The organism is Aromatoleum evansii (assembly GCF_045689615.1).
Taxonomy (GTDB): Bacteria; Pseudomonadota; Gammaproteobacteria; order Burkholderiales; family Rhodocyclaceae; genus Aromatoleum; species Aromatoleum evansii.
In genome coordinates this window covers 2,481,086-2,499,594 of sequence record NZ_CP141259.1, presented here as the reverse complement: position 1 = coordinate 2,499,594, position 18,509 = coordinate 2,481,086, and the positions used below count along the sequence as shown (strand labels likewise).

At 60.3% G+C, this 18,509-nt stretch carries 23 protein-coding genes; 9 read left to right on the top strand and 14 right to left on the bottom strand.

Features of this window, described 5'->3' with window-relative positions; translation table 11 throughout:
* Window positions 1-3: 3 nt before the first annotated feature.
* The 4 genes from U5817_RS11720 to U5817_RS11705 all read left to right on the top strand — a co-directional run bounded on the left by U5817_RS11720 (window position 4) and on the right by U5817_RS11705 (window position 2,093).
* A complete protein-coding gene (locus U5817_RS11720) occupies window positions 4-267 on the top strand; it encodes a DUF2933 domain-containing protein (RefSeq protein WP_018992670.1) in 264 nt (87 codons plus the stop codon).
* Window positions 264-917, top strand: coding sequence for an isoprenylcysteine carboxylmethyltransferase family protein (locus U5817_RS11715; protein WP_018992671.1), 654 nt, complete (start codon window positions 264-266; stop codon window positions 915-917). The genes U5817_RS11720 and U5817_RS11715 overlap by 4 nt, the downstream gene beginning before the upstream one ends.
* The gene (locus U5817_RS11710) at window positions 917-1,696 is read left to right on the top strand and encodes an HD-GYP domain-containing protein (RefSeq protein ID WP_084600600.1); all 780 of its coding nucleotides are present in this window, start codon (window positions 917-919) and stop codon (window positions 1,694-1,696) included. Before U5817_RS11715 ends, U5817_RS11710 begins: the two co-directional genes overlap by 1 nt.
* Window positions 1,697-1,847: 151 nt before the next feature.
* Window positions 1,848-2,093, top strand: a complete 246-nt coding sequence (locus U5817_RS11705) for a hypothetical protein (protein WP_018992674.1) — start codon at window positions 1,848-1,850, stop codon at window positions 2,091-2,093.
* A 936-nt stretch (window positions 2,094-3,029) separates the two neighbouring features.
* On the opposite strand, the gene U5817_RS11700 is transcribed toward U5817_RS11705, so the two are convergent.
* Window positions 3,030-4,160: an ISAs1 family transposase gene (locus U5817_RS11700; protein WP_407280864.1), complete on the bottom strand. Its 1,131-nt coding sequence runs from the start codon at window positions 4,158-4,160 to the stop codon at window positions 3,030-3,032.
* A gap of 639 nt (window positions 4,161-4,799) precedes the next feature.
* Between U5817_RS11700 and U5817_RS11695 the strand changes: the two genes are divergently transcribed.
* From U5817_RS11695 to copK (U5817_RS11675), 5 genes are all read left to right on the top strand, one after another.
* Window positions 4,800-5,261 (top strand): CzcE family metal-binding protein, encoded by a 462-nt coding sequence (locus U5817_RS11695; protein WP_407280862.1) that lies wholly within the window; start codon window positions 4,800-4,802, stop codon window positions 5,259-5,261.
* Window positions 5,262-5,365: 104 nt separating this feature from the next.
* Window positions 5,366-5,647 (top strand): periplasmic Cu(I)/Cu(II)-binding protein CopK, encoded by a 282-nt coding sequence (gene copK, locus U5817_RS11690; RefSeq protein WP_018992676.1) that lies wholly within the window; start codon window positions 5,366-5,368, stop codon window positions 5,645-5,647.
* Window positions 5,648-5,891: 244 nt separating this feature from the next.
* Window positions 5,892-6,284: a CzcE family metal-binding protein gene (locus tag U5817_RS11685; protein ID WP_407280861.1), complete on the top strand. Its 393-nt coding sequence runs from the start codon at window positions 5,892-5,894 to the stop codon at window positions 6,282-6,284.
* 116 nt (window positions 6,285-6,400) lie between these two features.
* Window positions 6,401-6,682, top strand: a complete 282-nt coding sequence (gene copK, locus U5817_RS11680; RefSeq protein WP_026296319.1) for a periplasmic Cu(I)/Cu(II)-binding protein CopK — start codon at window positions 6,401-6,403, stop codon at window positions 6,680-6,682.
* 235 nt (window positions 6,683-6,917) lie between these two features.
* Window positions 6,918-7,199 (top strand): periplasmic Cu(I)/Cu(II)-binding protein CopK, encoded by a 282-nt coding sequence (gene copK, locus U5817_RS11675; RefSeq protein WP_018992678.1) that lies wholly within the window; start codon window positions 6,918-6,920, stop codon window positions 7,197-7,199.
* Window positions 7,200-7,351: 152 nt separating this feature from the next.
* Here copK (U5817_RS11675) and U5817_RS11670 read toward each other — a convergent pair whose 3' ends face one another.
* The 13 genes from U5817_RS11670 to U5817_RS11610 all read right to left on the bottom strand — a co-directional run bounded on the left by U5817_RS11670 (window position 7,352) and on the right by U5817_RS11610 (window position 18,404).
* The gene (locus U5817_RS11670; RefSeq protein WP_018992679.1) at window positions 7,352-7,765 is read right to left on the bottom strand and encodes an ankyrin repeat domain-containing protein; all 414 of its coding nucleotides are present in this window, start codon (window positions 7,763-7,765) and stop codon (window positions 7,352-7,354) included.
* A 7-nt stretch (window positions 7,766-7,772) separates the two neighbouring features.
* On the bottom strand, window positions 7,773-7,961 hold the full coding sequence (locus tag U5817_RS11665) for a hypothetical protein (protein ID WP_224792799.1): 189 nt from the start codon (window positions 7,959-7,961) through the stop codon (window positions 7,773-7,775).
* A 99-nt stretch (window positions 7,962-8,060) separates the two neighbouring features.
* Window positions 8,061-8,423: a hypothetical protein gene (locus U5817_RS11660; protein ID WP_018992680.1), complete on the bottom strand. Its 363-nt coding sequence runs from the start codon at window positions 8,421-8,423 to the stop codon at window positions 8,061-8,063.
* 451 nt (window positions 8,424-8,874) lie between these two features.
* Complete coding sequence (locus U5817_RS11655) at window positions 8,875-9,681, bottom strand: hypothetical protein (RefSeq protein WP_018992682.1); 807 nt, start codon at window positions 9,679-9,681, stop codon at window positions 8,875-8,877.
* A 166-nt stretch (window positions 9,682-9,847) separates the two neighbouring features.
* Window positions 9,848-10,405, bottom strand: coding sequence for an ankyrin repeat domain-containing protein (locus U5817_RS11650; protein ID WP_040395790.1), 558 nt, complete (start codon window positions 10,403-10,405; stop codon window positions 9,848-9,850).
* 112 nt (window positions 10,406-10,517) lie between these two features.
* The gene (locus tag U5817_RS11645; protein ID WP_026296320.1) at window positions 10,518-10,868 is read right to left on the bottom strand and encodes a hypothetical protein; all 351 of its coding nucleotides are present in this window, start codon (window positions 10,866-10,868) and stop codon (window positions 10,518-10,520) included.
* Between the two features lie 66 nt (window positions 10,869-10,934).
* The gene (locus tag U5817_RS11640; RefSeq protein WP_018992685.1) at window positions 10,935-11,321 is read right to left on the bottom strand and encodes a hypothetical protein; all 387 of its coding nucleotides are present in this window, start codon (window positions 11,319-11,321) and stop codon (window positions 10,935-10,937) included.
* Between the two features lie 41 nt (window positions 11,322-11,362).
* Entirely contained in the window at window positions 11,363-14,482 is a 3,120-nt protein-coding gene (locus U5817_RS11635; protein ID WP_018992686.1) for an efflux RND transporter permease subunit, read from the bottom strand.
* Between the two features lie 15 nt (window positions 14,483-14,497).
* Window positions 14,498-15,610, bottom strand: a complete 1,113-nt coding sequence (locus tag U5817_RS11630; RefSeq protein ID WP_018992687.1) for an efflux RND transporter periplasmic adaptor subunit — start codon at window positions 15,608-15,610, stop codon at window positions 14,498-14,500.
* A complete protein-coding gene (locus U5817_RS11625) occupies window positions 15,607-16,170 on the bottom strand; it encodes a hypothetical protein (RefSeq protein WP_026296321.1) in 564 nt (187 codons plus the stop codon). The genes U5817_RS11630 and U5817_RS11625 overlap by 4 nt, the downstream gene beginning before the upstream one ends.
* A gap of 17 nt (window positions 16,171-16,187) precedes the next feature.
* A complete protein-coding gene (locus tag U5817_RS11620) occupies window positions 16,188-17,450 on the bottom strand; it encodes a TolC family protein (protein ID WP_026296322.1) in 1,263 nt (420 codons plus the stop codon).
* Window positions 17,451-17,581: 131 nt separating this feature from the next.
* Window positions 17,582-17,929 carry a hypothetical protein gene (locus U5817_RS11615; RefSeq protein WP_026296323.1) on the bottom strand — a complete coding sequence of 116 codons (348 nt, stop codon included), beginning with the start codon at window positions 17,927-17,929 and terminating at the stop codon, window positions 17,582-17,584.
* A gap of 136 nt (window positions 17,930-18,065) precedes the next feature.
* Window positions 18,066-18,404 (bottom strand): DUF4148 domain-containing protein, encoded by a 339-nt coding sequence (locus tag U5817_RS11610; protein ID WP_018992691.1) that lies wholly within the window; start codon window positions 18,402-18,404, stop codon window positions 18,066-18,068.
* Window positions 18,405-18,509: the final 105 nt, after the last annotated feature.

The following is an 18,509-nucleotide window of genomic DNA, read 5'->3' as shown; positions in this document are numbered from 1 at the left end:
GACATGTCAGAGCAACATGATAGGGAACAGCCGGTCCACAGACGCGGGGGGGCTGACTCACGGGTGAAATGGGTATTCTTCGGCTTTCTCGCGCTGGCCGCGTTTTTTCTCTTCACTGAACACCGCGCTCATCTCCTCGGCATCTTGCCGTGGCTTTTCCTGTTGGCCTGTCCGTTGATGCACATCTTCATGCACGGCGGACACGGTGGGCATGGTGGGCACAATCGGGGGGACACACAGAATAAAACGGAAGGAGATGAGAAATGACCGACACCCCTTCCTACGGCCTATGGTCGCTGGTCATCATCAACTCAATCTTTTTCATCGCGTTTGCGTTCAGCTTCGCAAGGCCCCGCAGTACGCGCGATTGGCGTTCGCTCGGCGCTTACTCCGCCTTCATCGTCGCCTTGTTCACGGAGATGTACGGGTTTCCGCTCACAATCTACGTGCTGTCCGGTTGGCTATCCTCGCGCTTTCCGGGTGTTGATTTCCTCGCTCATGATTCGGGCCACCTGCTCGAAGTCATGTTCGGTTGGCGATCTAACCCGCATTTTGGCCCGTTTCATCTCCTTAGCACGGCGTTCATCGTCGGCGGTTTCTGGTTGCTTTCAAAAGCTTGGCCGGTGCTCTATCGCGCACAGCGTGAGCATCGCGTGGCGGACACCGGTCCCTATGCAAGAATTCGGCATCCTCAGTATGTTGCCTTCGTCCTCGTGATGTTTGGATTCCTGTTGCAGTGGCCCACATTGATCACGTTGGCGCTATTTCCCGTGTTGCTTATCGTGTACGCGCGCCTGGCGCACCAAGAAGAACGTGACGTACTCGTTGAATTTGGCGAAGCCTACGTGCAGTACCGGGAACGCACGCCGGCATTCATCCCAGTCCTGGGGCGGCAACCGCCCGATGCAACCGAGTGATGGGGGCGTCGTTACATGGGAGGCACACATTGGAGCTTCGACCTACCTTTGCAGGGACGTGTCATTGCTGCGGTACCCGTGTCGTTTCTCGTACGCCGTGGAAATCAAGCCAGCAGACTTGTGAGCGCTGTTTTCTCGAAGAGTTGTCCCGCGGGTGCTCACGCTGTGGTGAACTGAACGCTGCGTTTGCAGAAGCGCTCGCAGATGCTCTTGATCTGCGTGAGCATGAGACTGGCTTGCATTCCCGGCGTGTTGCGTGCCACACGGTTGTCCTGGCTAAGCGCATTTTTCCTAACGATGAACAGCGATTGGCCCAGATATACTGGGGTGCTCTTCTGCATGACTTGGGCAAAATCGGAGTGCCGGATGGTGTTTTATTGAAGGTAGGGCCGCTCACGGAAGGCGAATGGACCATCATGCGTCGGCATCCGGATGATGGCCATCGGTTAGTTGGCCGACTGGCCGGCATGGAAGAGGCGGCCGATATCGTGCGCAGTCATGAAGAAAGGTTCGATGGCGGCGGGTATCCGCGTGGCCTGCGGGGTGAGGATATTCCCTTCGGTGCGAGGCTATTTGCCGTTGTCGACACCCTTGATGCCATGACGTCAGACCGGCCGTACCGTCAGGGGCTCACATTTGATGCGGCGAAGGCGGAGATACTCCACATGTCCGGCAGCCAATTCGACCCTGTTGCGGTGAATGCACTACTCGCCGAGGAGGCCGTACTGCGTCAGATGGTGGACATGAAATGCGTGTCTGAACCCACTAAATCACCCTAGAAGTCCTAAAGTGCGATTTGATCCAGTTACGAATGTGTAATATCCGCGTCATGCTCTCGACAGCCTATGTGGAGCACACTACCGGTAGGGTGTGCGCAGATCAAGGCGACAGTAGCGCACTTCGATAGTGTTTTTTGTGGGAGATCGTGCCATGACAACGAAGCTGATTCTTATCACGGCTCTGTTATCCGCGTTTGCAATCCTGGCGCCCGCGGGGAACGCTGCCTCAACGACTGCACCTGTGGCGGCGCAGAACGAGAAGACCGAAGGCCGCGTCAGCCCCCATAACCATATGCAAGAGAAGCTCGCTGTTCCCGCACAGAAGAGTGCTGAAGCGACGCCGCAACACGCGAAGAAAGTTCTCCACGATCACAGTAAGTTCCATAAGCACCTGTAATCACTTCGCAGGACTTACTGCGCGCCCGCTTTAGAAATCAATCACTGCCGAAAACCGCGCTTCCCAGACGGGAGGCGTCGGGGTCGGCGAGGTTTCAGAAGAGGACGGCGAAATAAAGAGCTTCCATCGAAAGGTTTCAATCCTACGCGATCGTGAAGACAGGGTAAGACTCTAAGAAGAATCATATATAGCCGACATCCCTCGAGTGAGGGATGTCTACAAGGCGAGGGAAAGGCAGACGCCTTCAGTCAATCTGCCGGCGCAGTCCATGCCCGTCGCTGCACCTGTATCGAAATCAACGCATCTTCGACGCCAGCAGAGTGGGCTCTGCGTAAGCAATGAGATGGACGCTCCCTCCCGACAACGGCATCAACCTGCCAGACAAGAAGCGGAAGCCGGTCCTTGAGCGTTACTTACTCGGGTTGGCCCTGCAACGCCTTAGGCTGCCAACGCCCCCGATGCTGAGACAGTGGCGGGAGTCACTACATTCGACACTGCCAATGTGAGCCTCGCCAGGTTCAAATTTTTCGATGCGCCAAAGCTTCAGGAAATGCAGCGCCGAACCGAGGCCGAAGAATACTGTCAGGCATCCGCTGGCTGCGCACAACCACCGGTTGTTCATTGAAATAGCAAAGCAAGGCCGTCCTCTTCCGCCAACCTCGTGCACCTTGATTTTGCATGAACCTCGCATCCATTCAGGTGCAACAGCAAGCTCTAGCCATGTTGCATATTGCTTCCGCGACTCCATTTTTCCTATCTCCAGCAACGAATTCCCCGTAGCAAGTTGAATGCGAAGACGCCCCGTGACAACAACTCCGGGGCGGTGCAAACGCGGGGCAATCACAGAATCATTCATTTGCCCGTGTAGTGGCAACTGAATGTTGCCGCAAGCGACGTCACATTCCTTTTCGTATCATAGCCAGGGCAATCGCACCTTCATGTCATAACTCCGAGCAACTCGGCGCGAAATTCATCGAGGGTGGCAGCCAGCATGCGCTTCGACTTGATGCTCGCCTTGCGGGTGGTATTGAGCCGCAACAGGTTCATCACGATGTGGCGGACGATGGCCAGGTTGTTGGCGGCATAACCGCTGCGCACCCGTGACTGATCCTCATTGAACTGCACATCCAGACACCAGTGAAGGCGATTCTCCACCTCCCAATGGCTGCGTACAGCCCGAGCGATGCGCTCGGCCTCGGCGGGCAGGCTGCTGATGTAGTAGGCACGCTCGGTGCTGGTGCGATTGCCGACCGTACGCACGCGCTCGACCACGGCAAAGCTGGCGACGTCCTGCCAGTCTTCGGTCTTGTAGAGCCGATCGATCGCATCAAAGGCCCAGCATCGCCTGATTTCGCTACGACCGTGACCAGGGTTCTTGGTCTCGTGCGTCGAACTCGGTGTCAGCGGTCCTTTCGGATCGATACCGGCAAACATGATCGAGTCGAGCAGCTTCGGATGGTTGTCCTTCACGCACAGTACGTAGTGGGCGCCACGCTCGCGGATCGTGCGCGCGATCTTCGTCTGCGTGCCCATCGCGTCGATCGTCACCACGCAGCCCTCGAGCGCCAACTTGGCGAGCAGTTCGGGGATCGCTGTAATCTCGTTCGATTTCTCGGCGGTCGCCGTCTGGCCCAACACAACGCCCATACCGGCCGCGAAGGCGCTGACCAGGTGCAGCGGACTCGCCAGCGTCTTGGTCTTGCTCGCAGTTCGTCGGCTGGTCTTGCCATCGATCGCCACGACCGTGTCCTCGGCCAACGCGGGCACCACCATGCCAACCCAGCGCCGGAATGCAGATTCGAACTCATCGGGCGTGATCATGCCGAACACGCGACCGATCGTGTCATGGGACGGGATGCCATGCTCAAGCTTCATGAAGCCCCGCAGCCAGTCGATCTTGGCCTCGGCCCACAATTCGATGTCGACGAAGTCGTCCACGCCCGACAGCACCGCGCAAACCGCCACCGTGAGCAGTTCGGCAAGATCGTGGCGCTTGTGGCGCGCGCTGCGCGGATCGGAAATCGAGACGAACACCTGCGTCAGCGGCATGACGTTTCCTGCCTTCATGGGCGGCCCAAAAAGGTAGGAAACTACACAAATTATGCCGCTGTGAACAGGGGCTCGCTAAGGTCATGAAAGTTAACAACCTTTGGTATTCTCATATGCCAAGTCGGTGCGATTGCCCTGGTATCATAGCCTGTACGCATTCGTTATTAATACTGGCAGCTCATGTCGTGACTTGTCATCGGCTAGTTTGCAAGGGGCATCATGGTCAGGAAGAACATCATCGACGAGCTCCAATCGGTGATCGCGGATGGCAGCGCCAGCCAAATTTCATTGGCGAACGTGATCGTCCAGCTTGCCAATCCATCCTTGTCGGACGCACAACGAAATCGCCGGAGGTGTCATGAAATGGGCAGCGAGCAGTTCGCATATGAGCATGACTGGAAATCCAAAGTGGATTCCGTAAATCTGGGATCCGTTCGAAAGATGAGCTGCCCGTCTACTCCGAGAAGTGCTCTACTTAACGATTCTCGGTCAGGACAGAATTTTGCACTTTTAGTTCTCCGGCGCGCGAATGTTCTTGGCTAAGGATTTGTTGCGTTGTCAGAGCGTGCATGGATAAATTATATACGTGCTCACAGTGGTTTTACAAAATGACACAGCGATGACAGGAATGTAATTGTTAAGTCATGCCAATGTCAGATGCTCGCTGCTACCATCAGGTTACGGTCGCTCGATAAGGAGCATCTTGATTGGTCCTGGGGAATGATTATGAACCGCAATATCTGCCGTGCCACTGCTATCTCGGCGCTGCTGTTCACAACGGCCTCGTCGGCAATTGCACACACTGACTATTCAGAAGCTGGCACTTCGCACTGGGTCGAGGGCGTTCGAGGATCAGCGAGCGAACCCACAGAGAGACAGAAGGCCCCTTATGGGTATGAATCAACCGGAGTTCCTGAGCGCATCTTAGTCGTAGATAAGAACACCCGGCACATCAATGTCGTCCAGCTAGAGACTGTTTCGATCCGTTTCGGAGGAAAAGTGGTTAATTGGACATTCGATGCATATCCACGGAGAAATTTCTCCTTGTCGAATATTTTGCCTGGAGTAGACGGCGTGACTGTGTACGTGGATGAGAGCCCAATGTATCGGGGGCGTTGATCAAGTGTGCTTCTTGCAGATAGCACACCGGTTTTACAACCAAAAGGCGTCGTGCAGTAAAGGTTAGTTTTTAAGTTCTACCACTTAACTGTCAGGAGTCAATCATGCTTACGAAAGCAATCGCCGCAGCCGCATCCGTGATCATCGCCACCTCGGCATTCGCAGTGGACCGAGGAAATGTCGAGAAAGCCTATGAGTTGAAAGATGGCTCCACCGTCTACGTCTTTAAGGACGGCAAGATGGCGATGGAGAACAAAGTTGGGCAAGTTGTTACGATGAAGGAAGGCCATGCGATGGAAACAAAGGATGGAAAAAAAATAATGATGAAGGGTAACGAAATCTGGCGTCTAGAGAACGAGCTGCATCGCGAGCATCAGACAAACTGAATTGTTTGCGACCGTCGCGTGGCGACGATTGATCGGCCTGCGCGCTGTAACGGCGGAGCAGGCCGATCTGCTGTCGGTGGTGCGTAATCCCTGCTTAAACAACGTTGTTGCTTTCCGCAAGGTTGCAGGAGGATGAGTAGGAAGTAATCGGAAAGTCATTCTGCCGTAAGGCGCTCCAGACTAATATCTACTCGTGGTGTAGCGAAGTCGAGCGATAGAGCCAAATACTGCGGGAGAGTGAAGGATGAAAATTACTAAATCTAGCGTAGCTTATGCATCAATACTGCTGTTTGGAACAGCGAGCGCACTTGCTGGTGAGCAGTATTCCGCGCCGAGCGAAACGCAAGTTGGAGCTTTAATCCGGGTTGCCGCAAGCGCCGCTCATGCACGCCAGGCTGCCCGCTATGGATACGCATCGCTGGCGACGGCGGAGCGGAGCATAACCATTGACAATCAGACCCGCCATATCAACGTTGTGAGAATGGAAACGATTGCAATACGCGTCGGAGAAAAAACTGTTACGTGGACCTTCGATACCTTGGGAACCTCTAGTTTTCCGCTGTCGGAAATCATCCCTGGCACGGAGCAGGTAACCGTATATGTTGACGAGAATCCGATGTACCGAGGAGGTCAGTGAGGGCAGGGCATCGGGAGTGGGGCGTAAACAACGGCGTTGTGCAGAACAAAGGTGTCAAGTACGGCGCGCACAGCCCCAACATTCTTGATTCACATATCCTCTACGAGGAGTTTGTTATGCTTAGTAAGCTCGCAATTGTTGCTGCATCGTTCCTCGTTACCGCGTCTGCGTTGGCCGTAGATGAGGGGAACGTGACGAAGTCGTATCCGTTGAAGGATGGATCAACGGTTTATGTATTCAAGGATGGAAAGATGGCCATGGAGGACAAATTGGGGCGCCTTGTTACCATGAAGGAAGGACACACGATGGAAACAACGGACGGTCAGAGGATCATGATGAAGGGCAATGAAATCTGGCGTCTCGAGCGCGAGTTGCATCGTGATCGTGGAGGTAGTTGACTCTCCCTTGAATTGTTGGGAGTGCCCGACTTCTTGTGGTGCGGTTGCTGATACTAGGTTTTCTCAGTCTGCGCCGAGGGGAGGTTGATACGTCCGTGCCAAGTTTTGTTGGAAAATCTGAACTGTGAACTTATGGCTGGCATGAAGCACGCGGAGCGTGACTAATGCGGAGAATATGCCTGTTGATCTCCCGCTAAACTGTCAGCCACAGGTTGCGAATTTAAAGGAGTAAATCATGCTCAAAAAACTCATTGTCGCAGCAGCCTCTGTCTTGGTCGCGACGTCGGCCCTTGCAGTTGACGAGAGTAACGTCGAAAAATCGTATGTAATGAAGGATGGATCGACGGTTTATGTTTTCAAGGATGGCAAGATGGCCATGGAGAACAAATTCGGCCGGGTTGAAAGGATGGCGGAGGGGCACGTGATGGAGACTAAGGATGGCCAGAAGATCATGATGAAGGGCGATGAAATCTGGCGTCTTGAAAGGGCCTTGCATCCAAATCGCGGCGGTCGCTGACGCTCCCATTACAAGTGTTCACCTGACACCGGCCCCGAGCCGGTGTTGTTCTTGCATCGCCGGCGTTCTTCCGACGATCCGCAGGGCGAACTCGTAGATCAATACGTCGCCGGAAGGCGTGCCGGACGGTGTCTGTCTTGGTTTTAGCTCGATCAGCCTACCAAGTTGCGGCAACCATGCGTCTTGCGTGACGTCTGCGTAGCTACTGGATCAAAGTGCACCGTCGGAGTTTCAGGGAGGAGGATGCTTCGTACGTTGGGCGCGCCGTCCTTCGATGATGGTGACGACGTCGTGCCGCCCAACATCTGCGCGAGCCTGAGCTCGTCATGTCCGTCCGCGTCGAGTTGGTTGCGCTTCGCACCGCCGATCCGAAGATGCCGGACAACCGACGTGTGGCCCTTGTAGGCGGCCCAGAACAGAGGCCACTCCCCGTCCGAGTTCCGCACGTCGTGGTTGGCGCGGCCGATCAGGAATGAAACGATGTCCGCATGGCCGTTGAAAGCGGCCCAGAAGAGTGGCGTCCATCCCCGGCTATCGGGCAGGTCGACCGATGCACCGCGCGCCAACAGGTTGTCAATAACGGCCCACTGACGGTGATATGCCGCCAGGAAGATCAGGTGCCCCCTCGGTATTTTGCGAAGCGACGGGCAGTCCGTCCTCCAGCCATCTCAGCACTTCCGGGACCTTGCCCTGGCGAACCGCGTCGAGCTGCTTCGGGGCCGCTCGATCGCGCCTGGCTTTGTGCTGGATGTCGTAATGCATCGTCTTGGTCCTGACGAGGCGAACCCGGACTCTGCGGGCGTTGATCCTTCGCCACAATCCCCGGCGTCCCGCGCGATACGCACATCAATTGAACTGTTGCTAGTCCGAGGGTGATGAGCTGCGTCTCGGGATTGGTGCGCTGCAGTCCTTGAAATTCACGTAGACCTTGTCGCCGACCTGTAATTGCGAGTCGGCGGGCAACTTGGCGGCGCGCGCATGCGAGTGTCCATGGCTCAAAAGCGCGATCATCACATACTGATCGCTGCCTTCCGTGCCCGACGCCACGGTCCTGCAGTCATAAAACGCGGGCCGCTTCAGACTTTTCGCGGGTCCGATCTCGACAACGGTTCCTTTGCGCCACCCGTCCGCCTCGGAGTATTTCCCTTCGAGCACGGTGGGGCTCGCACATCCGCTCAGCGCTACAAGGGCCACAATAGCGGTAGCAACCATAATTGTCTTCATGGGATGACCTCCAGAAACGGCAGAGGGAATGTCGGGCAGGATGAATCTGCTTCAGCCATCTTGGGGGTACGCAATCATGGCATCTGTGAAACCGCGTACTGGACTCACTGTAGAAGACTTTCCCTGTCGAATTGCAGACAGCCCGATTACGAATTCGTAATGTCGGCAGGCTGCGTGTCTTGAGCTCATTCGCGCATGACGATATGGGCGGTCGACGACCTGCCGATTGCGTCAAACGTCACGTTTGGAGCGCTGCCCTTCAGGGATGGTGACGACGTCGTGCCGCCCCAACGTCTGCGCGAGCCTGAGCTCGTCATATCCGTCCGCGTCGAGCTGGTTGCGCTTCGCACCGCCGACCAGAAGATGCCGGACAACCGACGTGTGGCCCTTGTAGACTCGGGGTTCCGTGCACGGCGACGCGTGTTCTCTCGATGGCAATCGGGCCGTGACCTTACTTGAACGGGTGCTCCAACGACACATAGAGCAATACACCCTGCGTTCCCGAAGACGGGCCGACACCGATCGGTCTGGAAACTCCCGACACAACCTGGAGACCCGAATCGAAGTTGGTCGCATAGCGGAAGCCGGGGTTGATGAACATCGTCTTCTCATGTTGTCTACTGCCGTCCGCCTGAACTGCTTCGAAATTCGTTCCGGCCGCCTCCAACATCAGGTTGAAGTTCGCGCTCACCAAGTAAATGATGCTGGCACCGTAGTTCGACCCTACGGTATCAGCGCGGGCGCCGCCAGACTCTCTGGAGTTCGGCGTGTAGGTTCCCCCGAGATTCCAATGGGTGACCACTGAGTCGGATAACTCAACGCTCAGGGGCAGGTTCACCTGAATGCCAATAGCGCCAGTGCCATGCCCTTTTCGGTAGTCTCCGGACGGCGCGATGACCGACAGGCGAGGCGCGAAGGCGACGCCCTCCCTACCGATCGCTTGATATCGATAGTTGAGGGCGATGTCGCCGACGCCGGTCGATGCAGTTGGATCGGCGACCCGCAGGACTGGAATCGTGTATGAAAGCTGGTGGGTTTCGTCGGGAATCGGCCATTCCTGCGTGAAGGTATAGGCCCACTCCTTGGACTGCCGGAGGTACATAAAGCTCTGAATGTGCTGTACCACGCCGGCTTCCTGGTTGTATGCCTCTTCGATCAGGAACGAATTGTCCTGGATCTTTTTGGCTCCATCGGCTGTGGCATGGAGGGGAACACCGAAGGTCATGGCCAGTGCCACGATGAAACGATGAATTGACATGATGATTCCTTGAGGATATGACAGGTCTAAATCAGAGCGCCGGAGTGCGCGGCAGTGTCGCGTACTCCGGCAAAAGGGCCTACATCACTTCAGTTTGAAGCTTACGTGGGCTTCCGGTTTGCCAAGCAGTTATTTCGACTTGTACGAGTGGAGCCGTGGGGCGGGGTTAAACGAACCCGTCGGAATTCCCTGGCTGGGGGTGAGTCATGTGCCGCGTCCGCTGCCCTTCAAGGATGGTGACGATTTCTTGTCGCGCCAAGGTGCGTGCGAGCCAGAGCTCGTCATGACCATCCACATCGAGTTGATTCCGCTTCGCGCCGCCGAGCAAGAGGTAGCGGACGACGGCCGTGTGGCCTTTGTAAACCGCCCAGAACAAGGGCCACTCCCCGTCGTTAGTCCGCGCGTCGGGATTGGCACCGCGCCCGATCAAGAACGAGACGATGTCCGCATGGCTGTTGAAGGCGGCCCAGAAGAGCGGAGTCCATCCCATGCGATCGGGCAGGTCGACCGATGCGCCGTGCGCCAACAGGCTGTCAATGACAGCCCACTGACGGTGATAGGCGGCGAGGAAGATCAGACTGCACCCCTCGGTGTCCTGCCAGTTGGCCGGCAGTCCGTCCTCCAGCCACCTCAGCACTTCCGGTACGTTGCCATCGCGAACGGCTTCGAGCAGTGCTGGGTCGACTCGATCGCCCCAAGCTTCGTAATGGATGTCGTCACTCATCGTGTGGGCCCTGAGCAGACCAACCAAGGTTTCTCCGACCGCTGATCAATCGCAACGATCCCCCGCGTCCCGCGCGGCAAGTACATCAAGAGAGTGCCTACCGGTCGAACGTTCATGAGCTGCGTTTCGGGATTGGCGCGCTGCAGTCCTTGAAATTCACGTAAACCTTGTCGCCGACCTGCAATTGCGAGTCGGCGGGCAACTTGGCGGCACGCGCATGCGAGTGTCCATGGCTCAACAGCGCGATCATCACATACTGATCGTTGCCTTCCGTGCCCGACGCCTCGGTCCTGCAGTCATAAAACGCGGGCCGCTTCAGACTTTTCGCCGGGCCGATCTCGACGACGGTTCCTTTACGCCACCCGTCCGCCTCGGAGTATTTCCCTTCGAGCACGGTGGGGCTCGCACATCCGCCCAATCCACCGAGGGCCACGACAACCATTCCTGCAGCAAAAGCTTTCATTGGGTCACCTTTTTGATCACATGGGAAGGCCACCCGCAGCGACGTGCTGCAGGCAGCCGGACGGCGTCACTTCAGCGTGAAGCGCGCGGTGGTGGAGGGCTTGCCCGGCAGCGTGACGACGGCCACCAACTTGGTGCCGGCGCCCACCTTGAAGCTCCCCTTGGACTCCAGCCGGTCGCCGGCAGGCTTCAGTTCGACTTCCTGCTTTTCGGTGCCGGCCAGGAGCGTGAGCTTCGCGCTGCCATTGGCCACATCGAGCGGCTTACCGTGATCGCGCAGGTGCAGCTGGATGACGTCAGGCTTGGCGACGAGCTCGAGGTCGATATCCTTGACCTCGACGACCACACCACCGTGCAGGGATTCATGTCCGTGGGCATGGTCGTGCTTATCCGCCGCGAAAGCGGGACCGACGGCGACCAGGGCAGCCAGGGCGACGAGCTTCGAGAGTTTCATGTTTTCTCCTTTCAGGATTCGATTGTGTAGGCGCATCAGCGTTAAAACGCTTCGGCATTGCGGTCGTTGAGCAGGCGCTCGACGTCGCGGCGACCGAAGAGCCAGAACATCGCCGGGGTGAGGAAGGTATCGAGCAGCGTCGAGCTGATGAGCCCGGAGAAGATCACCACGGCGACCGGATGCAGGATCTCGGTGCCCGGGCGTTCGGCCTCGAACAGCAGCGGGGCTAGCGCGAAGGCGGTGACCAGGGCGGTCATCAGCACCGGGGAGAGACGTTCCAGCGAGCCGCGCAGGATCATTGCGTGATCGAAACCTTCGCCTTCGATGCGCATCAGGTTGATGTAGTGGCTGACCTTCAGGATGCCGTTACGCACCGAGATACCGGCGAGCGTGATGAAGCCGATGAGCGCTGCGACCGACAGCGGCTGGCCGGAGATCCACAGGCCGATTACCGCACCAACCAACGCGAGCGGGATGTTGGCCATGATCAGCACCGAGAGCCGTACGGACTTGTAGCGGCTGTAGAGCACGACAAACATCAGCACGAGCGACACGATCGAGAGCAGTCCCACGAGGCGCGAGGCTTCTTCCTGCGCCTGGAACTGCCCGCCCAGCGTAATGAAATAGCCCTCCGGCAGCTTCATGTCGGCCACCACGGCGCGGATGTCCTCGACGATCTCCGACAGCGGGCGCTGCTGCGCGTTGGCCGACAGCACGATGCGGCGCTTGCCGTCGTCGCGGCTCACCTGGTTCGGCCCGTCGCCATCCTCGATGGACGCGAGTTTCGACAGCGGGACATGCCCGGTCGGCGTTTCGATGAGAATCTGCGCGAGCCCCTCGACCGAACGCGCCGACTCGGGCAGGCGCACGACCAGCGCGAAACGCCGTCCGCCTTCGACGATCTGGGTGACTTTCTCGCCTTCGACGAGGTTCTGCAGCGCGGCGAGAATCTGCGGTGCCGGCACCCCGTAACGTGCCGCCGCCGCATAGTCGATGCGGACCTTGATCTGCGGTGCGAGCACCTGCTTCTCGATTTCCAGATCGGCGAGACCGGGAATGCCGGCGAGCCGCGCCCGCAGCGCATCAGCCTGGCCTCGCAGCGTATCGAGATCCTCGCCGAAGATCTTGATCGCGATCTGCGAACGCACGCCCGAGAGCATGTGGTCGATGCGGTGCGAGATCGGCTGACCGATCGCGATCGCAGCGGGCAGGTTCACGAGCCGCGCGCGGATGTCGGCAGCGATCTCACCCATCGAGCGGGTGAGTTCAGATGCTGGTTTGAGCCCGACATCGAGTTCGCTGACGTGCACGCCTTCGGCATGTTCATCGAGTTCCGCACGTCCGCTGCGGCGACCAACGTGCGTGACTTCGGGCACCTGTTTCACGAGCACCTCCGCCTGTTGCGCGAGCGCGGTCGACTCGGCGAGCGTGACCCCTGGGTTGAGCCGCATGCCAATCAGCAGGGTGCCTTCGTTGAAGGGCGGCAGAAACGTGGTCGGGAAGAACGGCACGGCCACCGCAGCAATCAGGACGGCCATCGCTCCTGCAGTCACGGCCGCCTTGGGCCGATCGAGCACCCCCTGCAGCGTGCTGCGATAACGCATTTTGAGCCACGCTAGCAGGCGCGTGTCGCCGTGTTCAAGCGACTTCATGCGCGGCAGCAGATAGAAGGACAGGACCGGGGTCACCGTCACCGACACGACCAGCGACGCCAGCGTCGAGACGATAAACGCGATACCGAGCGGCACGAAAAGCCGCCCCTCCATACCTGGCAACGCGAACAACGGCAGGAACACCAGCACGATGATGATCGTCGCGTAGAGGATGGCCGAGCGCACTTCCATCGTCGCGTGCGCGACGAGTTCGATAGGGTGGAGCCGGTGATCGGGATGCTTGACCCGCTCTTCCTTGAGCCGGCGCAGCACGTTCTCGACGCCGACCACCGCATCATCAACGAGGCCGCCGATCGCGATCGCCAACCCCCCGAGGGTCATGGTGTTGATCGACAGGCCGAAATACTTGAATACCAGCGCCGTCATGAAGATCGACACGGGGATCGCAGTGAGCGCAATCACCGTCGGCCGCAGCGTGCCAAGGAAGAAGAACAGGATCGCCGCTACGAACACGGACGCGCCAATCAGCTTGCCCTGGAGCGTGCCGATCGACGCCTCGATGAAGCTCGCCTGACGGAAAGTCACCACCGGCGCATCCATGCCAGTCGGCAACGATTTCTTCATTTCGTCGAGCGCGGCCTCGATCGAGCGGGTGAGGTGGATGGTGTCCGCGGTCGGCTGCTTCTGGATGCCGAGGATGACCGCCGGTTTGCCCTCGAATCCCGCATCGCCACGTCGCAGCGCCGGGGCAAAGGTCACGGCCGCGATCTGGCGCATCAGGATCGGCTGACCGTCGCGTGCGGTAATCGCGAGATTCTTCAGATCCTCCAGATTCGAGGTGCGTCCGAGGTTGCGGATCAGGTATTCGCGGCCGGTGAGCTCGAGAAAGCCGCCCGAGGTGTTCGACGAGAAGCCGCGGATCGCCGCTTCCATCTGTTCCAGCGCAATGCCGAGTTCCGCCATGCGTCGCGTATCCGGCTGCACCTGGAACTGCCGTACTTCACCGCCGATCGGGATGACCTGCGCGATGCCGGGGATGGCCATGAGACGCGGACGCAGCACCCAGTCCGCGTATTCGCGCACCTGCATCGGCGAGATCTTCGCGGTGTCGATCGGGATCGCGATCTGCATGATTTCGCCCATCACGGAGCTGATCGGTCCCATGCGTGGAATCACGTCCTCCGGCAGTCCTTCCTCCATCGCGGACAGGCGCTCCGACACCATCTGCCTGGCTCGGAAGATCTCCGTGCTCCAGTCGAAGGTCACATAAACGAAGGACAGCCCCGCGCTGGAGATGGAGCGCACGGCCTCCACGCCGGGCAGGCCGTTCATCGTCGTTTCGAGCGGGAAGGTGATGAGTTGTTCGACTTCCTCCGCCGCCATGCCGCCGGATTCGGTCATGATCGTGACCGTCGGCTTGTTGAGGTCCGGGAACACGTCCACGGGCGTGCGTGTGAGCGTGAATGCGCCGTAGGCCATCAGCACCAGGCTGGCGATGATCACCAGCAGCCGGTTGCCGAGACTATTGTCGAGTAGCCACTTGAACATCGGTCGGGCTCCCCGTCAGCGGATCTGGTTGATCAGGGTGGCCGCGTTTGTGGCGACGCGCTCCCCGGCCGCGAGGCCCGACGTCACCGCCACATTCGCCCCGTCGAGCGGCGCGGTCGTGACGGTGCGGGGCTCGAAGCGCTCCGGCGCGGTCTTGACCCACACGATGGTCTGGTTCGCCGGGTTCTTCAGCACCGATCCCGCGGGCACGCTGACGCCCTGCAGTGTGCTGCGCGTTTGCACGAACACCTCGACCGGTTGCCCGACAGCGAAACGCGCCAAGGAATCGCCCGCCGCACCGAAAGCGAGCGGCAGCGCCTGCTCGCGCAGACTGCGCGCCGCGCCGAGAAAGTCGAGTCTCACGCGTTGCTCGCCGACCGCGAGGCTCGCGCCTGCGACATCGATGGCGGTGTCGGCATCGTAGGCCAGCGCCTCGACGCGCAGCCGTTTCGGATCGACGATCTCGAACACCAGTTCGCGCGCGTCGACGACTTGCCCGGCGACCGCGTTGCTCGATGCGATCACACCCGCGACGGGCGCCACGAGCGCATCGCGATTGCTGAGCCCCGCACCCACCGCCGTCGCGCGGGCCGCGAGACTCGCGAGTTCGCTCTCGGCCGCTTCGATCTCCTTGCGCGGCACCGTGTCGGCGAGCTCCTTCAGCCGCGATACGCGCTTTTCCGCGAGCACTTTGGCAGCCCGCAATTCGGCGAGCTGGGCCATCTGGTTCGAGCGCTCGATCTGTCCCGCTGATGGCACGACGTACGCGAGCACCTCGCCCTTCTTCACCGCCTGTCCGATCCCGGGCAAGCCGCGCGGTCCGGCTTCGAGGCGGCCGGCGACCAGCGCCTGCACCTTTCCGCCCGCGTTGGGGTCCATCACCACTTTGCCAGCCAGCGTCACTGTGCGCGGCAGGTTGCCGGCTTCCGTGACCAGCGTGCGCACGCCGATCTGGCGTTGTGCCGGCTTGGGCAGGAATACGCTGCCGTCGGGCAAGCGTCGCGGACCGTTGCCTCCGACGGGCGCGGAGCCTTCGTCGCCGTGATCGTGCCCGTCGCCAGCGAATGCGTTCCACGATGCACTTGCCGTAACAAGGCACAGCATGACCAACAGAATTCCCGGTTTCATGCGACACCTCCGGCCGAACGGGTGCGGGCGTTTCCCTTGCGCAGCGCGGCCCAGCCGACGAGTCCAAGAACGAGAACGCCGGCGCCCACCCATCCCGCGTAGGGTTTCACGCCTGGTCCGGCCGATTCGGCGTGCACCTCGGTGGCCTCTTCATGCAGATCCAGCTCGCCGGCAAGGAGGTCGGTGTCTTGTCCGGCCACGACCGTGGCGGTCACGGACACGACGCCCGGTTTGAGTGCATCCTGCAGCGTGGCTTCGAACTCGCCGTCGGCATGTGGCTCGACGGAAATCGCCTTGCCGTCGAGTTGCAGCTCCAGCGTCGCGTCCTTGACCGGGCTGTTGTCGGCGAAGCGGTCGAGATAGAGGGTGATGTTCTCGCCATCGACCACGCCGACCAGCTCGAAGAGCTCCGAAACGGCGGTGAATCGCGGTAGCGCCGGGCCGGCCATGGGCGCCGGGGCGTCACCGTGGTCGTGGCCTTCGCCGGCCAAGGCCTGAGGCGTGAAGCCCGCAAGGACGGCGGCAAGACTCCACGCCGCCAGGGTAGGGGAAGGTTTCATGTTCGGGTTCCTGGTGTTCATTCGGGAAGAAGGCCCATGGCCTGCCGCAGCGCGGATACGGCCGCGGCCAGTTCGATGCGGGTGCGCGCCACCTGACGCTCGGCTTCGGCGGCCTCGAGTTCGATGCGCAGGCGGGTCGGCAGATCGGTTTCGCCGAGGCGGAACGCCTTCTGGAAGAAGCCGCGCGACTCGCGGGCCAACTGCGCGCGCCGCTCGGCAGAGGCGACCAGGGTGCGCGCCGATTCGACCCGGACGCGCGCCGTATCCACTTCGGCCGTCAGGCGTTCGCGTTCCAGCCTCAGCTGGGTTTCGGCTTCGATCGCCTCGGCACTGGCGCTGGCAACGCGGGCGCGGTTGCGGGTATCGGACCCGAACGGAATGCGTACGCCGATCGTCACCGTCTGTTGCCAGGATTCGCCGGATGCGCCACGCTCGCGCGTCGTCGCCAGACGCAACTCGGGATTGGCGCGGCCCTGAATCCCGGCGAGGTTCATGCTGCGTTGGGCAAGCTCCGCCCGATCGCGTAGTTCGGCGACAGCAGGATGCCCCACTTCTGGTGCAGAGGGGGTGGCAGGGACGGGCTCTGCTTCGGCCACGGCGAGCCCTTCGCCAGCAAGCGCAGGTGCCATGCCTATCAGGGCGCGCAACTGCTGTTCCGCACCCGCGAGCGCGCCGCTGGCTTCGGCGAGCGCCGCTTCTGCGGTCGCGAGCGCTCCGTCCGCCTGATGCTGGTCGGCCCGTGCGAGATCGCCGGCCCGAACCCGTTTCGATACATCCGAGGTGAGTTCGCGGGCGCTGGCAAGCCGCTCGCGTGCGACCAGGACATCGATCCGCGCGCGCTGCCAATCCCAGTACGCGGCCCGAACCGCAGCGGCCGTGCGCAGTTGTGCCGCAAGCGTGCGGCTCGTACTCGTGCGCACTTCGGCATCGGCAAGGGCCGCGGTCGATGCACGTTCGCCGGGCAACCACAGCGGCGCCGCGAGACCGATCTCGTATTCACGGCTGCCGTCGTTGCGGTGGATTTGGTCGGTCTTGCCCGATACTTCGAGTGCCAGCGGTTCGGCCGACCAGTTGTCGGCGCTCTCACGTCGCGCCTGCGCAGCCGTCCGGCGCATGTCAAACGACTGGGCTTCGGGTTGACGCGCCCACGCAGCGTTGAATGCCTGTTGGAGCGTTGTTACGACCGGTGATGCGGGGGGCGTGGCTTGTGCCCACGCCCCACTGGCCGCGAGTCCGAGCAGCAGCCCCGGCAGCCAGTTGATGCGAATTCTTCGAAACATCCAATTCTCCGTTGATGACGAGACACGGAAAATCGGCAAGGCGCGATCAGCTCGATCGCAATGGACGCGCGGCAATACCGTTCATAACGGTGAAACTGCCGGAAAGAGAATGAAAGCGACCACCCTGCCGATCAGGCAGGGAGGCCCCATTTCGGACGTTCGGGCTCGGAGGGATGTCCCGGGAGCAACCCCATCGGAGTGGAGGCGATGGCGAGGGAAGTCAGGATGTCGGTCGATGACGCTCCCACATCGCTCGGCAGTGCGGTGCAAGTCGCCGCCTGGCAGAAGCTGCAATCGAAATCGGTTCCTGCTGCTTTCGATCCGGGCTCGTCGCCAGCCGCGGCCTGATGCTGGTGGTCATGATGACCCAGGTGGTTCGCCGCCGCCCCCGACTCGTGCTGGCAGTAGGCGCTCACCGCGGCCCAACCCAGTTGGAGCGGCAGGAACACCATGAAGAGAATCGCAAGCCAGCGGCGCATGCGGCGCATTGTAGCGGCAAGAGGAAAGAAAATGAAAATGGGGACTGGACTGCTGAGGACTCACGGCGAGACTGCGTGGGGCCATGCGATGTCACGTGTTGCGTGGCATCCGGCCCGCGCGCATATCTCCACCGCGTCAATTGTCACCATAGAGCTCGTCCATGCGTGCCCGCTCCTCGGGCGTCATGCTCAGCAGCTCGTTGATCACCTCTTCGCGGGTTTTGCCCGGTCCGACGTCGCGGGAAGGCGGGGGCAGGCCGCGCAGCAGGTACGAGTAGCTGCCATCGGCTTTCGCCTCTTCGAGTTCCTTCAGCACTTCGGTGCGCGTCTTGGTGCTTGTGGAATGGTCGGGATGAAAGGTGAAACCGGCTTCATTGTTGGCGGGGTGCCACAGCGAACCGGCAAGTGCCGCGGTCGGCGCGGCGAGGACGGCGGCGAGCAAGGGCACGAGGGTGGCGGTACGGATCTTGGACATGATGGGCTTCCTTTCGTCGATGCAGGGGACGGTCCGGCTCGGGCAACGTCCGTTGCAGTCCGGCCGGACACGGGACGTACTGTAGAAAACCGTCCACGTCGAATC

Bases quoted from the DNA above. Each gene is read 5' to 3' on its own strand.
- copK (WP_018992676.1), top strand. From the start codon at position 5,366: ATGCTTACGAAAGCAATCGCCGCAGCCGCATCCGTGATCATCGCCACC.
- U5817_RS11640 (WP_018992685.1), bottom strand. From the start codon at position 11,321: ATGAAACTCTCGAAGCTCGTCGCCCTGGCTGCCCTGGTCGCCGTCGGT.
- U5817_RS11685 (WP_407280861.1), top strand. From the start codon at position 5,892: ATGAAAATTACTAAATCTAGCGTAGCTTATGCATCAATACTGCTGTTT.
- U5817_RS11650 (WP_040395790.1), bottom strand. From the start codon at position 10,405: ATGAGTGACGACATCCATTACGAAGCTTGGGGCGATCGAGTCGACCCA.
- U5817_RS11625 (WP_026296321.1), bottom strand. From the start codon at position 16,170: ATGAAACCTTCCCCTACCCTGGCGGCGTGGAGTCTTGCCGCCGTCCTT.
- U5817_RS11705 (WP_018992674.1), top strand. From the start codon at position 1,848: ATGACAACGAAGCTGATTCTTATCACGGCTCTGTTATCCGCGTTTGCA.
- U5817_RS11715 (WP_018992671.1), top strand. From the start codon at position 264: ATGACCGACACCCCTTCCTACGGCCTATGGTCGCTGGTCATCATCAAC.
- U5817_RS11720 (WP_018992670.1), top strand. From the start codon at position 4: ATGTCAGAGCAACATGATAGGGAACAGCCGGTCCACAGACGCGGGGGG.
- U5817_RS11665 (WP_224792799.1), bottom strand. From the start codon at position 7,961: ATGCATTACGACATCCAGCACAAAGCCAGGCGCGATCGAGCGGCCCCG.
- U5817_RS11610 (WP_018992691.1), bottom strand. From the start codon at position 18,404: ATGTCCAAGATCCGTACCGCCACCCTCGTGCCCTTGCTCGCCGCCGTC.
- copK (WP_026296319.1), top strand. From the start codon at position 6,401: ATGCTTAGTAAGCTCGCAATTGTTGCTGCATCGTTCCTCGTTACCGCG.
- U5817_RS11630 (WP_018992687.1), bottom strand. From the start codon at position 15,610: ATGAAACCGGGAATTCTGTTGGTCATGCTGTGCCTTGTTACGGCAAGT.
- U5817_RS11620 (WP_026296322.1), bottom strand. From the start codon at position 17,450: ATGTTTCGAAGAATTCGCATCAACTGGCTGCCGGGGCTGCTGCTCGGA.
- U5817_RS11695 (WP_407280862.1), top strand. From the start codon at position 4,800: ATGCTCGCTGCTACCATCAGGTTACGGTCGCTCGATAAGGAGCATCTT.
- copK (WP_018992678.1), top strand. From the start codon at position 6,918: ATGCTCAAAAAACTCATTGTCGCAGCAGCCTCTGTCTTGGTCGCGACG.
- U5817_RS11615 (WP_026296323.1), bottom strand. From the start codon at position 17,929: ATGCGCCGCTGGCTTGCGATTCTCTTCATGGTGTTCCTGCCGCTCCAA.
- U5817_RS11710 (WP_084600600.1), top strand. From the start codon at position 917: ATGGGGGCGTCGTTACATGGGAGGCACACATTGGAGCTTCGACCTACC.
- U5817_RS11635 (WP_018992686.1), bottom strand. From the start codon at position 14,482: ATGTTCAAGTGGCTACTCGACAATAGTCTCGGCAACCGGCTGCTGGTG.
- U5817_RS11645 (WP_026296320.1), bottom strand. From the start codon at position 10,868: ATGAAAGCTTTTGCTGCAGGAATGGTTGTCGTGGCCCTCGGTGGATTG.
- U5817_RS11660 (WP_018992680.1), bottom strand. From the start codon at position 8,423: ATGAAGACAATTATGGTTGCTACCGCTATTGTGGCCCTTGTAGCGCTG.
- U5817_RS11700 (WP_407280864.1), bottom strand. From the start codon at position 4,160: ATGAAGGCAGGAAACGTCATGCCGCTGACGCAGGTGTTCGTCTCGATT.
- U5817_RS11655 (WP_018992682.1), bottom strand. From the start codon at position 9,681: ATGTCAATTCATCGTTTCATCGTGGCACTGGCCATGACCTTCGGTGTT.